Consider the following 14,502-nt stretch of genomic DNA (forward strand, 5'->3'; position numbering starts at 1 on the left):
ATGGAAGAGGTCGATACCAGCGTCGAGCACTCGACGCCGGTCTGGGCGGTCTTCGGCGACCTGATGTCCGGCCTGCTCGGCGCCTTCGTGCTGATCCTGGTCGGCGTGCTCGGGGTACAGCTCGAACTGATGAACAGCCTCGAAACCGAAGTACACAAACGCCACCTCGAGGAGCAGCGGCGCGAGGCGCTGGAGAAGGCGCTGGCCGTGCCGCTGGCCAGCGGCCGGGTCACGCTCGACAACGGCCGCATCGGCATCAGCGGCAGCGTGCTGTTCGCGCTCAACTCGGACCAGCTGCAGCCCGAAGGCCGGCAACTGCTCAAGAGCCTCGCACCGCCGCTGGCGGCCTACCTCGGCGTGCGCGACGAGATGCTGATGGTCAGCGGATTCACCGATGACCAGCCGGTACGCGAGAGCAACCGCCAGTTTGCCGACAACTGGGAACTCTCGGCCCAGCGCGCTCTGAACGTGACCCGCGCCCTGATCGAAGAGGGCCTGCCCGCTTCGGCGATCTTCGCCGCCGCATTTGGCCCCGAACAGCCGGTGGCATCCAACGCCGACCCCGAGGGACGGGCGCGCAACCGGCGGGTGGAGATGGCGCCGGTACCGAAGTCGGCAAAGGCGCAGTTGCAACCCAATGGATGAAAACGCGCTGCTCGATGACCTGCGCGCGCGGGGAGCGGATCGGTTCGACCCCGTCGGCTGGCGCTTTATCGAAGCCCTTGCACAGCGGGTCGCCCTGCATCGCGGCAACACCCGGCGCGTGCTGGATGCCAGACTGGCCGAGGTGCTGGCCCGATTCGACGCGCGCTTCGACCTCGCCAGGCAAGCGACGCTGGAAGCCCTGGCCCGCGCCAAGGCGCAATTCCCGCAGGCGGGCGATAGCCTGCAGGCGCACTATGATGCGGCCGACTTCGGTGCGCTGCGCCGCGTGCTCGCCCGTCTCGAGGGGGCGGGCAGCTGCACCGCACTGAGCGGGCTGCTCTCTGATCTGGGCCACCCTGCGGACGCGCCCGCGCCGGACATCTCAGGCGTCACACGGCCGCCTGAGGGTGGCACCACCGCGCACCGCGGTGAACTCAAGTCACTGAGCCATTTTCGCCGCACCTGGTCGAGGCTGAGTGTCGACCAGGCCTTGTCCCATTCCCTGGCGCAAGCGCCCGAAAACGCCGGTCCGCTGAACTCGCATCACCTCATGCTGCAGTCGCTGTCGCAGATGCGCAAGATTGCGCCGGACTACCTCGAGCACTTCATGGCCTATGCCGACACCCTGCTATGGCTGGATCTGGTCGAAGGCGGCCGCCCCCCCGCAAAACGCGGCAGGACGAAACGCTGACCATGACGTACGCAACGCAATGATTCGGCAGTCCGGCTGACGCCGCCGGCCTGGATTCGCCCCTCATGCCCCCTTGCAGGGGTCTGAAACATGGCACCGCACTGAAAGCACCAACGCGTGCCAGCTGGGTATAGTGCGGTATTTGCAGCCGTGATGCGGGTCCACTCCGTTCCCGCAGCGGAAGGGGAGTCAGCACATGCTCACAGTGGTTGCCACATGTATTGCGATGTTGTGCATCAGCACGCTGATCCACTTTGAAGTGCTCACGGGTCTGACGCGCGTCTTACCCACCATGCGCCTGAGTTCCCGATTCAAACTCCTGGTCGTGCTTGGCGGCGTCTTCTTCGCACACGTTATCGAGATTGCGCTTTACTCGCTGGCACTCCTGATACTGGTCAGACTGGGCATCGGCTCAATGACGAATGCCGACCCGCTGGGCTTTCAGACTGCGCTCTATTTTTCCGCCGAAACCTACACTTCACTCGGCTACGGGGATCTGGTTCCCACCGGCAGCGTGCGTCTGCTGGCGAGCTCCGAAACGCTGACAGGCCTGCTGCTCATCGGCTGGTCAGCGTCCTACATCTACATCGCCATGGAGCGCTTCTGGGCACCGGATCTTGCCGCATTCAGAAAGGGCGGCTGATGCGGACGGCCGCGCCAGTGCCGGGCCTCTCCTGGCGATAGGCCTGGCCTAGTGCGGCTCCGCCCCTCCGGCCGCGCATGCGGTTTCGCCCTCCGCTCGCGCCGCAGCGAGATAGTCGCGCCACAAATGCCCGTAGCGGTCGTCGAAGCCATCTCCGCAGATCATGACCGCCTCGATGCGGTCAACGCGAAAGGTCCGGAAGCACTGCCGCAACTCACACCACGCACCCAGCGTCCAGCAATGCCCCCAGAACACCAGGCCAAGCGGCCACAACATGCGCCGCGAGATCTCGCCGTCGGCGCGGCGGTAGCGCACCTCCACCTTCAGGCCTTTTTCCATCCCCTGCCGCAACAGCGTCATCGGCTCGCGCAGCGGCGCCGGCTGCATGAAGCCGGGTGCACAGAAACGCATCTCGCTGGCGGCGATGCGCGCCTCCAGCGCACGCGGCAGCACCGCCTCGACCCGTGCCATCGCCTGTGCCGCCGCCTTGCCCAGCGCCGGATCGGCCCACGCCTGCACCAGCTTGGCACCAATCACCAGGGCTTCGAGCTCATCACCGGTGAACATCAGTGGAGGCACCTGGTAGCCCCTTCGCAGACGATAGCCGACCCCGGCTTCGCCATCGATCGGCGCCCCGCTGGCGACGAGATCCGCAATGTCGCGGTAGATGGTGCGCTCGGACACCTCGAGCGCGTCGGCCAGCGCCCGCGCCGTGGTGACGCGGCCATGGCGCAACATCAGGATGATCTGGAACAGGCGGTCGGCAGGGCGCATGGGTGATGTCGCGGAATGTCGGACGCTTCACATTAGCACGGCTGGCCGGGCCGGTTTCGCCCCTCCTGACACCATGCTGTCAGGAGGCCTCGATGACAATGGCTCCATCCGCTGCATCCCGCGGCGTGACCCTGAACAGGAGAAATACCATGAACAATCCGATCTGCTGGTTCGAGCTGCCCGTGATCGACCTCGAACGCGCGACGCGCTTCTACGAAGCCGTGTTCAGCATCGCCCTGCGCCGTGAGTCCTGCGGCGGACACCCGATGTCGATCTTTCCATACGCCGACCCCCAACCTTCGGGCGCACTGGTGCAGATGCCGCAACTGGCGCCCCGCGACAACGGCACGCTGGTCTATCTGAACGGCGGAGAAGATCTCAACCTGGCACTCGGCCGGGTAAAGCCGGCAGGGGGTGAGGTCGTGATGGAGAAGACCGACCTCGGCAACGACATCGGTCATATCGCGCTGTTCATCGACAGCGAGGGCAACCGGGTGGGGCTGTATTCGAAGTTCTGAGCGCCGGCGTCAGAACCCTCCGCTCGCCAGCCAGCGCTCGATCTGCGGCAGACGATCGACACCCCAGAACGGCTCGCCGTCGATAATGACATAGGGCGAGCCGAACACCCCGAGTGCGAGCGCCTCGTCGCACACCGCCTTCAGCCGCGCCCTGGCCTCGTCGCCGGCCAGCGCCTGGGCCAGGGCTGCGCGCTCGACGCCGACGGAGGCCGCCACGTCGAGCACCTGTTCGAGCACCGAAATATCGTGGCCGTCGACAAAGAAATCGCGATAGACGGCCAGCGCAAAGCGCCGCGCGAGCGCCGGTTCCTGCTGCTCGAGATGATAGAAGGCGCGCGCGGCATGCTGCGTCGGCACCGGAAACGGCTGCGGCATGGAAAACGGCACGCCCAGAAAGCGGGCGCTGCGCGCCAGGTCCCGGATCGAGTACGGACCCTTGAGCGGAATCGAGGTCAGCGGCTGGCCACCGACTGCCTTGTACACCGCTCCCAGCAGGAAGGGGCGCCAGCGCACGGTACGGCCATGCGCGGCCGCGACGGCATCGATGCTTTCCGCCATCAGGTAGCCGTAAGGCGAGGAGAAGTCGAACCAGAAGTCGATCGGTAACACGGCATCGTTCACGTCGGACACTCCTTCATCAATGAAAAAATCCTGCGGGCAGGGCAAAGGGAAGAGAGGGAGGGAAACCCGCTGCACGCCACCCGCAGGATCGAAAAACTGCGCGACGTCAGGTCGCCAGCGCGCGGCCGATCACCAGCTTCTGGATATCGCTCGCGCCTTCGTAGATCTGACACACCCGCACGTCGCGGTAGATGCGTTCGACCGGAAAGTCGCTGACATAGCCGTAGCCGCCATGCACCTGAATGGCATCGGAGCAGACCCGCTCGGCCATCTCGGAAGCGAACAGCTTGGCCATCGACGCCTCCTTGAGGCAGGGACGGCCGGCATCCTTGAGCGAGGCGGCGTGCCACACCAACTGGCGCGCCGCTTCGAGTTGCGTGGCCATGTCGGCGAGACGGAAATTGACCGCCTGATGCTCAAAGATCGGCTTGCCGAAAGTCTCGCGCTCCTGCGCATATTTGACCGCGGCTTCGAGCGCGGCGCGCGCCATCCCCAGACACTGGGACGCGATGCCGATGCGACCGGCTTCGAGGTTCGACAGCGCGATCTTGTAACCCTCACCCTCGGCCCCGAGCATGGCCGATGCCGGCACCTTGCAGTTCTCGAACAGGATCTGAGCGGTGTCCGAAGCCTTCTGCCCCATCTTTTCTTCGAGGCGGCCAACGATATAGCCCGGCGTATCGGCCGGCACCAGGAAGCAGGAGATGCCCTTCTTGCCGGCGGCCTTGTCGGTGACCGCAAAAACAATGGCGACATCGGCATACTTCCCGGTGGTGATGAACTGCTTGACGCCGTTGAGCACCCAGCCATCGCCTTCACGCGTCGCGGTGGTGCGAATGGCCGACGCGTCCGATCCCACGTGCGGTTCGGTCAGGCAGAAGCATCCGAGCTTCTCACCGCGCGCGAGCGGCTTGAGCCATTCCTCTTTCTGCGCATCGGTGCCGTAACGGTTGGGGATACCGCAGGCGAGCGAGTTCTGCACGCTGACGATGGTCGAGGTCGCGCCATCGCCGGCGGCAATCTCCTCAAGCGCCAGCACTAGGCTCATGTAGTCCATGCCAGCACCGCCCCACTCCTCCGGCACCACCATGCCCAGTGCCCCCAGCTCGGCGAGTTCCTTCAGCGCCTCGCGCGGGAAGGTGTGGTTGCGGTCCCAGTCGGCCGCAAAGGGGGCGAGACGCTCCTGCGCAAAGGTGCGGATGGCGTCGCGGATCATTTCCTGTTCAGCAGTCAGAATCATTGAGTGTCCCAAGGAAGACTAGCGCCTTCATTGCATTGATTAGGGAGGGCACACCAACCAAGCCGGTCGTGTCGGGTGCTTGAGGAGTGCGCGAGGACTGTCCGAGGCCGCAGGCCAAGTTCCGCAGCGCACGGAACAAGCACGCGGCGCGACCGGCGGTTTCGCGCACGGGTCCTTCTGGTTTCAAACCATCAGCCGCAGCTCACCGAGGTGTTCACCTCGATCGCCATTGCCGTCGCCTCGCCACCGCCGATGCACAGGCTGGCCACGCCACGCTTGAGACCCTGCCGACGCAGCGCGCCGATCAGCGTCACCAGGATGCGGGCGCCGGACGCACCGATCGGATGGCCCAGCGCGCATGCCCCGCCATTGACGTTGACCTTGTCGTGCGGCAGCTTCATTTCCTTCATCGCGGCCATCGTCACCACCGCGAACGCCTCGTTGATCTCCCACAGGTCGACGTCTTCCACCGCCCAGCCCGCCTTGGCCAGCACCTTCTGCATCGCCCCGACCGGCGCCGTCGTAAACCACGCCGGCTCCTGCGCATGGGTGGCATGGCCGATGATGGTGGCCAATGGCGCCAGACCAAGCTTGTCCGCGGTGGACTTGCGCATCAGCACCAGCGCCGCCGCGCCATCGGAGATCGAAGACGAATTCGCCGCGGTCACCGTGCCATCCTTGCGGAACGCAGGCTTGAGGCTGCCTATCTTGTCCAGTTGCGCCTTCAGCGGCTGCTCGTCCTTGTCCACCACGACATCGCCCTTGCGCCCGGCCACGGTCACCGGCGCCACCTCCCAGGTGAAGGCACCGCCATTGATCGCGTTCTGCGCACGTGTGGTGGAGACCACCGCAAATTCGTCCTGCGCCGCGCGGGTGAAGTCGAAGTGCGACGCGCAATCCTCGGCGAAGGTGCCCATCAGGCGCCCCCTGGTCTCTTTCGAGTAGCTGTCTTCGAGGCCGTCGAGGAACATGTGATCCAGCATCTGCCCGTGGCCGAGACGGTATCCACCGCGCGCCTTCGGCAACAGGTAGGGGGCGTTCGACATCGACTCCATGCCACCCGACACCATGATGTCGTTGGTGCCGGCCAGCAGCAGGTCGTGCGCCAGCATGGTGGCCTTCATGCCCGAACCGCACACCTTGTTGACCGTAGTGCAACCAGCCGACAGCGGCAGGCCCGCACCCAGCGACGCCTGGCGGGCGGGCGCCTGCCCCACCCCTGCGGGCAGCACGCAACCCATGATGACTTCCTGCACCTGCTCCGGCGACAGACGTGCACGCTCGACCGCGGCCTTGATGGCAACGGCCCCCAGCTGCGGCCCGGTCAGGCCGGAAAGCTCGCCCTGAAAGCCCCCCATGGGGGTGCGGGCGACGGAAACGATAACGACGGGATCAGACATGCGATTCTCCATTGTGGTCAGTAAGTGCACTCTTTGCCGAGTGCTTCGAGCGCCGCGGCATAGCGCGGCATCAGGTCTTCGCTGCGGCTGACGTTAATCCCCAGATCACGAATCAGCCCATTCTTCAAACCGTAGATCCAGCCATGCACGGTCAGGCGCTGACCGCGCGCCCAGGCGTCCTGCACCACCACGGTCTGCACGACATTCACCACCTGCTCCATGACATTGAACTCGCACAGGCGATCATGACGCAGCGGCGCCGGCAAGCTGTCCACTGCCTGCTGATGCTTGACGTGCACATCCTGGACATGGCGCAGCCACAGATCGACGAGGCCTACGCGGTCGCGATTGAGCGCCGACTTCACGCCGCCACAGCCGTAATGGCCGACGACCATGATGTGCTTGACCTTGAGCACATCGACCGCGAACTGGATCACCGAGAGGCAGTTAAGGTCGGTGTGCACTACCACATTGGCCACATTGCGGTGAACGAACACCTCACCCGGCAGCAGGCCGACGATCTGGTTGGCCGGCACGCGCGAATCCGAGCAGCCGATCCAGAGATATTCCGGACTTTGCAGATGCGACAGCTTCTCGAAGAAACCCGGGTCGACCTGCTGCATCTGGCGCGCCCAGGCCACATTGAAGTCGAACAGGTGAAACAGGTTCTCGTTGTTCACTTCGGTCTCGGACCAGTTGTCGAGGTCGAGCGTCAGGAATACCGTGCCCTCGATTGGCGTCTGGTAATAGGCCGGGGCCTCGGTGAAGCCGAGTTCACGATACAGCTTCACCGCGATCCGCATCGCCGGCAGGGTGTCGAGCATCACCTTGCGGTAGCCCAGCGCCTTGGCCGCCTGAATCGCCGCCATCGCGAGCTGGCGCCCCACGCCAGCGCCCCGCATATCGGGCTCCACGTAGAGCCGTTTCATCTCGCACACACCTTCGGACAGCCGACGCACGCCCACGCAACCGGCCGGACGCTCATCGACCTCGGCATAGAACAGGCGTCCATTGGCAGCGCCGTACGCACCGGGCAGATTGGCAAGCTCATCGGCAAAGCCCTGAAAGCTCAGATCGACGCCCAGCCACGCCGCATAGTTGCGAAAGAACTGGCGCACATGGGCGAGTTCGGACGCATCGCTGGCGGTGATGTTGAGCAGGCGAACGCTCATGCTTCGGTCTCCTCGTTGTCCTTGTTCCGACGACGGCACACTTGCCGCCCCGGCTTCAGGCGACGCCGTCCTTCTTTCCATGCATGGCGATGATGGTCTGCTGCATCACCGCACACAAGGTCCAGTTTTCGTCGCGCACCGCAAACACCTCGGCGCGCGTGATCAACAGCGTGCGCCCGGGCTTGATCACCTCGCCGCGCGCCACCAGACGCTGACCGTGGGCCGGCGCCACCAGGTTGAGCTTGTACTCGACCGTCAGCACGCTGGTGTCGTGCGGCGTCAGCGTGTTTGCCGCATAGCCCGCCGCCGAGTCGGCGATCATGCCCACCACCCCTCCATGGATATAACCGTGCTGCTGGGTGATCTCCGGCCGATGCGGCAGATGAATTTCCGCATAGCCCGGCTCCAGCTCGGCCAACTCCGCCCCGATCAGGCGCATGGCCTGCTGCATGTCGAAACTGGCTCGCACCCGGGCGGCGTAGTCCGGGTCCTTGGGCTGAAACAGCGGCGGCTCGTGTCGCATGAGGTCTCCTGCTGGGGATGTTCTTTATTTGACGTTTACGTTAACGTAAACTAAATCACAAGAAAATCAAGTGTGGCCCCATCCGGGCGATCAGGCGGTACTTGCGCTGTCGATATGCTTTACCAGTTCGGCCCGTGCCGCCGCCGCGCCCTCCGGGTTGTGACCAAGCAAGGCGTTGCACTGGCGTTCGAGACTGTCGATCTCGATCAGCACCGCCTCGATATCGATGCGCTGCTGCTCAAGTGCGGCGCGGCGCTGGGCCAGTACCTTGGTGAAGCGTTCGAGCTGGGGTGCGGAGTTGCGCACCCCACCGTACATGTCGAGCAGTTCGTTGATTTCGGCCAGTGACAGGCCGAGACGCTTGCCGCGCAGGATGAGTTTGAGCCGCGTACGATCGGACTTGGAATAGACGCGGGCGCGTCCGGTGCGCGCAGGCGCAAGCAGGCCCTGGTCTTCGTAAAAGCGGATTGCGCGCGGCGTGATATCGAACTCGCGCGCAAGGTCGGTGATGGTGTAGGTCTGTTCGCTGGCCATATTGAGCTGTCGAGGTTGCCGGCTCAGGGCATCGACCTGGACACGGTGCATGCGTTACAAGGATTGACAATCGCTTCAGTACTGCGGAAAAGTTAAGCAGATTCCGGGAATTTGGGCAACGTGCATATCGCCCGCCGGACACCCATTCGAGACACAAGATGACAATTACCGACGAAATCGACTACCCCATCGACACCCTGCCCGCCCCCGGGACAGCAGCTTCGGTGGCACCCGGCATCGCCTGGGTCCGCATGCCACTGCCGTTTGCACTGGACCACATCAACCTGTGGCTGCTGGACGACGGTGACGCCCTGACCGCAGTCGACACCGGTTTCGGCCTCGACCCGATCAAGACCCACTGGTCGCAGATCCTCGATGCCGACCCGCGCCCGCTGTCGCGCCTTATCGTGACCCACTGCCATCCCGACCACCTCGGGCTGGCCACCTGGCTGTGTGCGCGCGACGGCGCCAGTCTGCACATGACCCAGGGAGAATTCCTCGGTGGGCACGCGCTATGGCATCAACAGCCAGGGTATTCCGTGATCGACATGATCGAGCAGTTCCGCCGCCACGGTCTCGACGCGGCCCGCCTCGACGCGCTCGCGGACCGCGGCAACGGATATCGCCGCGGCGTGCCGGAAATGCCGCAGCACTATCACCGCCTGTTTGCAGGCGACAGGCTCACTGTCGGCGCACACGAGTGGGAGGTCATCGTCGGCTACGGCCATGCGCCGGAGCATGCCAGTCTGTACTGCGCGGCGCTCGGCGTCCTGATCTCGGGAGACATGCTGCTGCCACGCATCTCGACCAATATCAGTGTTTTTGCGGCGACTCCGGACGACGACCCACTGGGCTGGTTTCTCGATTCATTGCATCGCATCAATCACTTGCCCCGTAACACGCTCGTGCTACCATCCCACGGCAAGCCTTTCCGGGGAATTCAGGCACGTGTCGCTCAGTTGGTCGAACATCACCGCGAACGCTGCGCCGCACTATTGGCTGAATGCACCACCGCACGGAGCGCCGGCGAGTTGCTGGGTACGCTTTTTCCGCGCGAACTCGACACCCACCAGGTGATGTTTGCCATGGGTGAGGCAATCGCCCATATGAACCATCTCGTGAAGCAGGGAGTGCTTCGCAGGGTGGAGGGAGAGGATGGAACGATCCGTTTCATCAAGACTGGCTGAATGGTCCATCGGACCGTTCCAACAAGGAGCAAAAAGACAATGGCCGCACCTAACGAGAATGCTCACACCGAGCTGCCGGACCCACAAGAAGTCGCAAAGACCTATGCAGAGGTCGCCAAGCGCGCTTCGCACCTGATCAGCGAGCACGTCCAGCGCCAGCTGAAGAAGGGCGTCTCCGCGCCAGCCGACGAGCTCGGCATCGCCCAGGCCTTCATGGACATGATGGCCAAGCTGCTGTCGAATCCGTACAAGCTCGCCCAGACGCAGATGAACCTGGTGTGGGACTACTTCTCCCTTTGGCAGCATTCAATGCTGCGTTTCGCCGGCATGAATGCCGCGCCGGTGGCCACACCCGAGCGTTCCGACAAACGCTTCAAGGACGAAGAGTGGCAGGAACACTTCATGTTCGATTTCGTGAAGCAGTCCTACCTCATCGCCGCCCGGCACATTCACGATACCGTGTGCTGTGTCGATGGTCTCGACGAACAATCGCAGAAGAAAGTCAACTTCTACACCCGTCAGTACATCGACGCCCTGTCGCCGTCCAATTTCGCCCTGACCAACCCGGAGGTCTTCCGCGAAACGGTCAAGAGCCACGGTCAGAACCTGATCAAGGGCCTCAACAACCTGCTGCGCGACGTCGAGGATGGCGGCGGGCAGCTGCGTGTCAAGATGACCGACACTTCCGCCTTCGAGCTGGGCAAGAACGTTGCCACAACGCCGGGCAAAGTGGTATTCCAGACCGACATGATGCAGCTGCTGCAATACACGCCGAGCACCGACAAGGTCCTGAAGCGCCCGCTGCTGATCGTGCCGCCCTGGATCAACAAGTTCTATATCCTCGACCTGCGCGAGAAGAACTCCTACATCAAGTGGTGCGTCGACCAGGGACACACCGTATTCGTGATCTCCTGGGTCAACCCGGACGAGCGTCAGGCCGAGAAGACCTTCGAGTCCTACGTCAAGGAAGGCATCCTCGCAGCGCTCGACGCCATCGAGCAGCAGACCGGCGAGAAGGAAATCAACGCCGCGGGCTACTGTCTGGGCGGCACGCTGCTGGCCACTACGCTCGCCTACCTCGCGGGCAAGAAGCAGAAACGCATCGCCTCGGCGACCTTCTTCACCACGATGACCGACTTTTCAGATCCGGGCGAACTGGGCGTCTTCATCGACGAGCAGCAGGTCTCCAGCCTGGAGAAGAAGATGTTCGAGCGTGGCTATCTCGAGGGCTCGGAGATGGCCGGCACCTTCAACATGCTGCGATCGAACGACCTGATCTGGTCCTTCGTGGTCAACAACTACCTGATGGGCAAGGATCCCTTCCCCTTCGACCTGCTGTACTGGAACTCCGACTCCACCCGCATGCCGGCCAAGATGCACAGTTTCTACCTGCGCGGCATGTACATGGAAAACCGCCTGGTGCAGCCCGGTGGCGTGGTCATCGACGGCGTGCCGATCGATCTGGGCAAGATCAAGGTGCCGTGCTATTTCATCTCCGCGATCGAAGACCACATCGCTCCGTGGAAGAGCACCTATGCCGGCTCGCTGAATTTCGGCGGTCCAGTGCGCTTCGTGCTTGGCGGCTCGGGTCACATCGCCGGCATCGTCAACCCGCCGGTCGCTAACAAGTACGGTTACTGGGTCAACCCTGCGGCGAAGTCACCCGCCACCGCAGATGCCTGGTTCGAAGGCGCCAAGCAGCAGCCGGGCTCGTGGTGGACCGACTGGCAGGCCTGGGTATCGAGCCATGACGGCGACCAGGTCGATGCGCGCGACCCGGCCAAGGGCAAGCTCAAGACCATCGAGGACGCCCCCGGCTCTTTCGTCAAGATGCGCCTCGACACCGCCAAGGCTGCCTGATCGCCGCATTTGGCGATGCTGTACAGGGGGAAGGGCTCGCCCTTCCCCCTTTTCTTTTCGGACCCCCGATGACGGCCCCAAAGAACCTCGTCCTCGACACCAATACCGTGATGGCCCTATGGCATTTCAGGGATCCCGCGCTGCATGCACTGGACGATGCCATCCATACCGGCGACCTGATCCTGTACAGCCGCGACGATGCACTCGAGGAGTATCGCCGGGTGCTCGCATATATGCAGTTCGGCATCAGCCCGGACCGGCAGGCTGAATTGCTCGACGCCTACCGCAGCCGTGTCATCGAGGCGCCGCCGCCGACCGCCGCCCCCCTGCTCTTACCCGCGTGCCGGGACCGTGACGATCAGAAGTTCCTCGAGATTGCCCGTGACGCAGGCGTCAGCCATCTGCTGACACGAGACAAGCTACTGCTCAAGCTCGCTCGTCACCGCATTTTGCGCGACCGCTTTGCGATCCTCACGCCGGAAAGATTCATCGCCGACGTACTGGCCTGAACGCTCAATCGCCCGAGCGGCGCGCCAACCGCCGGCGCAAATTGGCAAGATAGTGCAAACCTTCGATGGCCCGATTGCCGTACCACGAGGCCATCTCGCCGTCGATCAGCGAAGCCGGCCGGGCTGCCAGCGATTCGACTTCGGCAACATGGCCGGCAGTGAAGCGATAGGGCTCTGAAGACAGGAAGACCCTATCCACGCCCTCCAGCCACGGCACAGACCATTCAAGTTCGGGATAGCGCGGCGCATCCTGCACGGGAAGCGTGTGCCAGCCAACGGCCCTGAGCATGGCCGATATGTAGGTTGCCCGCGACACCGTCATCCAGGGCTGGCGCCAGATCAGGTAGAGCACCGATTCCGGGGTGTGCTCGCGAGCGGCCGTATCGGCATCGGCAAGCGCTGCCCGCAATCGGTCCGCAAGTGCTGCGGCCTCCGCCTCGCGCGCGAAAATCCCCCCGAACAGTCGGTAGAGCTCTAAGTTGTCATGCGGCACACAGGGATGCGTCACGATCACGTGTGGCACGAATTCCGCCAACGCATCCACCGTCTCGCGCCGGTTCTCGTCGATGTTGACGATCAGGTGCGTTGGCGCCAACGCGCGCACGACGTCTATTTTCACGTCCTTAGTCCCACCCACCTTGCGCACCCTGCGCAAGGCGTCACGCGGATGAATGCAGAAACCGGTGCGCCCCACCAGTGCGTCGACCAGCCCCAGCGCGCACAGCAGCTCGGTCAGCGACGGCACCAGCGAGACGATTCGAGGCACCGCAGTCACCGTGCGATGCACGTGTCCGACCGCATCGGTCAGGGGTGCAATGGCTGGCGAGGCGTGGGACGGCGTGGGTTTCGCGGGACTCATGCGGCAGATGATAGCAAGCCTGAAGTCCGCCGCAATGCGATTGCGGGGTGCCATTGCCGCCTGAACCTTGATTGCATACCACGGCCGAATGCAATGGCGGGACAAATGGCGCATGCTCGTCACTTCGGGGTATCCCGAATAGCCAGGAACCCGGGTCTGTGCGATGGTGCACACTCTTCAAGCCCTGCTTGTCCGCCTGGGCCGGCCGTGGTTTCGTCCCGGCGGGTTGTCATACACTGAATGCAGTCTGTCATTCTTGCGTCAGTTACTCTGTTAGGAGATACCATGAAAAAATTCACCACTCTCGCTGCGGCACTCGCAATTGTCGGCTCCATGGGCATGGCGCCGGCGCATGCTCAACAGAAGTTCGTGACCATCGGTACGGGCGGCGTGACCGGCGTGTACTACGCCGCGGGCGGCGCGATCTGCCGCCTGATGAACAAGGACCGTGCCCAGCATGGCATTCGCTGCTCGGTCGAAAGCACGGGCGGCTCGGTCTACAACGTCAACACCATCAAGGCAGGTGAACTTGACTTCGGTGTCGCCCAGTCCGACGTCCAGTACAACGCCGTCAAGGGTCTGAACCAGTTCAAGGATGGCGGCGCAGTGTCTGAATTGCGTGCAGTGTTCGGCCTCCACCCGGAGCCGCTGACCGTGCTCGCCCGCAAGGAAGCAGGCGTCACGAAGTTTGAGGACTTCAAGGGCAAGCGCTTCAATATCGGCAATCCGGGGTCGGGGCAGCGCGCGACCATGGATGTGTTGCTGCCGGCGATCGGCATGAAGACGTCCGACTTTTCGCTGACGTCGGAACTGAAGCCCGATGAACATGGTGCCGCGCTATGTGACAACAAGATCGACGGCTTTGCCTATGTCGTCGGCCATCCGGCCGCCAACATCCAGGATCCGACCACGACCTGCGGCGCCAAGCTGGTGCCGATCACAGGGCCGGGCGTGGACAAGCTGATCAAGGAATTCCCATACTACGCAGCAGTTACGATCCCGGGCGGCATGTATGCGAACAACCCGGACCCGGTCAAGACCTTCGGTGTCGTCGCCACCTTCGTCACGTCGGCGAAAGTGTCGGATGACGTTGTCTATACGATGGTCAAGTCGGTGTTCGAGAACTTCGAGGATTTCAAGAAACTGCATCCGGCATTCGCCAACCTTGACCCGAAGGGCATGATCAAGGACGGTCTGTCGGCGCCGCTGCACAATGGCGCAGTCAAGTACTACAAGGAAAAGGGCTGGATGTAATCGGCTCTTCCCGGGGGCAGGCTGCGGCAACCGTGACCTGCCCCCGAATCACCCGCGGCAGCAAAGGCCAAA

General features: G+C 63.5%; 16 protein-coding genes. 8 read left to right on the forward strand and 8 right to left on the reverse strand.

The features are described from left to right. From J5J83_RS12725 to J5J83_RS12735, 3 genes are all read left to right on the forward strand, one after another. Positions 1 to 645: an OmpA family protein gene (locus J5J83_RS12725; protein WP_212349659.1), complete on the forward strand. Its 645-nt coding sequence runs from the start codon at positions 1 to 3 to the stop codon at positions 643 to 645. After that, positions 638 to 1,336: a DUF2894 domain-containing protein gene (locus J5J83_RS12730; RefSeq protein WP_212349661.1), complete on the forward strand. Its 699-nt coding sequence runs from the start codon at positions 638 to 640 to the stop codon at positions 1,334 to 1,336. The genes J5J83_RS12725 and J5J83_RS12730 overlap by 8 nt, the downstream gene beginning before the upstream one ends. A 196-nt stretch (positions 1,337 to 1,532) precedes the next feature. After that, complete coding sequence (locus J5J83_RS12735) at positions 1,533 to 1,979, forward strand: two pore domain potassium channel family protein (RefSeq protein ID WP_212349663.1); 447 nt, start codon at positions 1,533 to 1,535, stop codon at positions 1,977 to 1,979. A 48-nt stretch (positions 1,980 to 2,027) separates the two neighbouring features. Here J5J83_RS12735 and J5J83_RS12740 read toward each other — a convergent pair whose 3' ends face one another. Further along, positions 2,028 to 2,753, reverse strand: coding sequence for a YafY family protein (locus J5J83_RS12740; protein ID WP_212349665.1), 726 nt, complete (start codon positions 2,751 to 2,753; stop codon positions 2,028 to 2,030). Positions 2,754 to 2,902: 149 nt separating this feature from the next. Here J5J83_RS12740 and J5J83_RS12745 point away from each other — a divergent pair, with 149 nt between their 5' ends. Then, positions 2,903 to 3,271, forward strand: a complete 369-nt coding sequence (locus tag J5J83_RS12745; protein ID WP_212349667.1) for a VOC family protein — start codon at positions 2,903 to 2,905, stop codon at positions 3,269 to 3,271. 9 nt (positions 3,272 to 3,280) lie between these two features. Here J5J83_RS12745 and J5J83_RS12750 read toward each other — a convergent pair whose 3' ends face one another. The 6 genes from J5J83_RS12750 to J5J83_RS12775 form a co-directional block, all read right to left on the reverse strand. Next, the gene (locus tag J5J83_RS12750; protein ID WP_349251890.1) at positions 3,281 to 3,892 is read right to left on the reverse strand and encodes a 2-hydroxychromene-2-carboxylate isomerase; all 612 of its coding nucleotides are present in this window, start codon (positions 3,890 to 3,892) and stop codon (positions 3,281 to 3,283) included. A gap of 106 nt (positions 3,893 to 3,998) precedes the next feature. Further along, positions 3,999 to 5,132 carry an acyl-CoA dehydrogenase gene (locus J5J83_RS12755; protein WP_212349669.1) on the reverse strand — a complete coding sequence of 378 codons (1,134 nt, stop codon included), beginning with the start codon at positions 5,130 to 5,132 and terminating at the stop codon, positions 3,999 to 4,001. Between the two features lie 191 nt (positions 5,133 to 5,323). Continuing rightward, positions 5,324 to 6,532 carry an acetyl-CoA C-acetyltransferase gene (locus J5J83_RS12760; protein WP_212349671.1) on the reverse strand — a complete coding sequence of 403 codons (1,209 nt, stop codon included), beginning with the start codon at positions 6,530 to 6,532 and terminating at the stop codon, positions 5,324 to 5,326. A gap of 17 nt (positions 6,533 to 6,549) precedes the next feature. Next, on the reverse strand, positions 6,550 to 7,704 hold the full coding sequence (gene can, locus J5J83_RS12765; RefSeq protein WP_212349673.1) for a carbonate dehydratase: 1,155 nt from the start codon (positions 7,702 to 7,704) through the stop codon (positions 6,550 to 6,552). A 55-nt stretch (positions 7,705 to 7,759) separates the two neighbouring features. Then, a complete protein-coding gene (locus J5J83_RS12770; RefSeq protein WP_212349675.1) occupies positions 7,760 to 8,227 on the reverse strand; it encodes a PaaI family thioesterase in 468 nt (155 codons plus the stop codon). A gap of 90 nt (positions 8,228 to 8,317) precedes the next feature. Further along, the gene (locus tag J5J83_RS12775; RefSeq protein ID WP_212349677.1) at positions 8,318 to 8,761 is read right to left on the reverse strand and encodes a MerR family DNA-binding transcriptional regulator; all 444 of its coding nucleotides are present in this window, start codon (positions 8,759 to 8,761) and stop codon (positions 8,318 to 8,320) included. A gap of 158 nt (positions 8,762 to 8,919) precedes the next feature. Between J5J83_RS12775 and J5J83_RS12780 the strand changes: the two genes are divergently transcribed. The 3 genes from J5J83_RS12780 (at position 8,920) to J5J83_RS12790 (ending at position 12,317) form a co-directional block, all read left to right on the forward strand. Beyond that, on the forward strand, positions 8,920 to 9,948 hold the full coding sequence (locus tag J5J83_RS12780) for an MBL fold metallo-hydrolase (protein WP_212349679.1): 1,029 nt from the start codon (positions 8,920 to 8,922) through the stop codon (positions 9,946 to 9,948). Positions 9,949 to 9,987: 39 nt separating this feature from the next. After that, positions 9,988 to 11,808, forward strand: coding sequence for a class I poly(R)-hydroxyalkanoic acid synthase (gene phaC, locus J5J83_RS12785; RefSeq protein ID WP_212349681.1), 1,821 nt, complete (start codon positions 9,988 to 9,990; stop codon positions 11,806 to 11,808). Between the two features lie 68 nt (positions 11,809 to 11,876). Beyond that, positions 11,877 to 12,317: a PIN domain-containing protein gene (locus J5J83_RS12790; RefSeq protein ID WP_212349683.1), complete on the forward strand. Its 441-nt coding sequence runs from the start codon at positions 11,877 to 11,879 to the stop codon at positions 12,315 to 12,317. Positions 12,318 to 12,321: 4 nt separating this feature from the next. Here the strand turns inward: J5J83_RS12790 and J5J83_RS12795 are convergent, their stop codons facing one another. Continuing rightward, positions 12,322 to 13,176: a helical backbone metal receptor gene (locus J5J83_RS12795; protein WP_212349685.1), complete on the reverse strand. Its 855-nt coding sequence runs from the start codon at positions 13,174 to 13,176 to the stop codon at positions 12,322 to 12,324. 285 nt (positions 13,177 to 13,461) lie between these two features. Between J5J83_RS12795 and J5J83_RS12800 the strand changes: the two genes are divergently transcribed. Then, complete coding sequence (locus J5J83_RS12800) at positions 13,462 to 14,430, forward strand: TAXI family TRAP transporter solute-binding subunit (RefSeq protein WP_212349687.1); 969 nt, start codon at positions 13,462 to 13,464, stop codon at positions 14,428 to 14,430. Positions 14,431 to 14,502 lie beyond the last annotated feature (72 nt).

It is taken from the genome of Azoarcus sp. L1K30 (genome assembly GCF_018122735.1).
Taxonomy (GTDB): domain Bacteria; phylum Pseudomonadota; class Gammaproteobacteria; order Burkholderiales; family Rhodocyclaceae; genus Parazoarcus.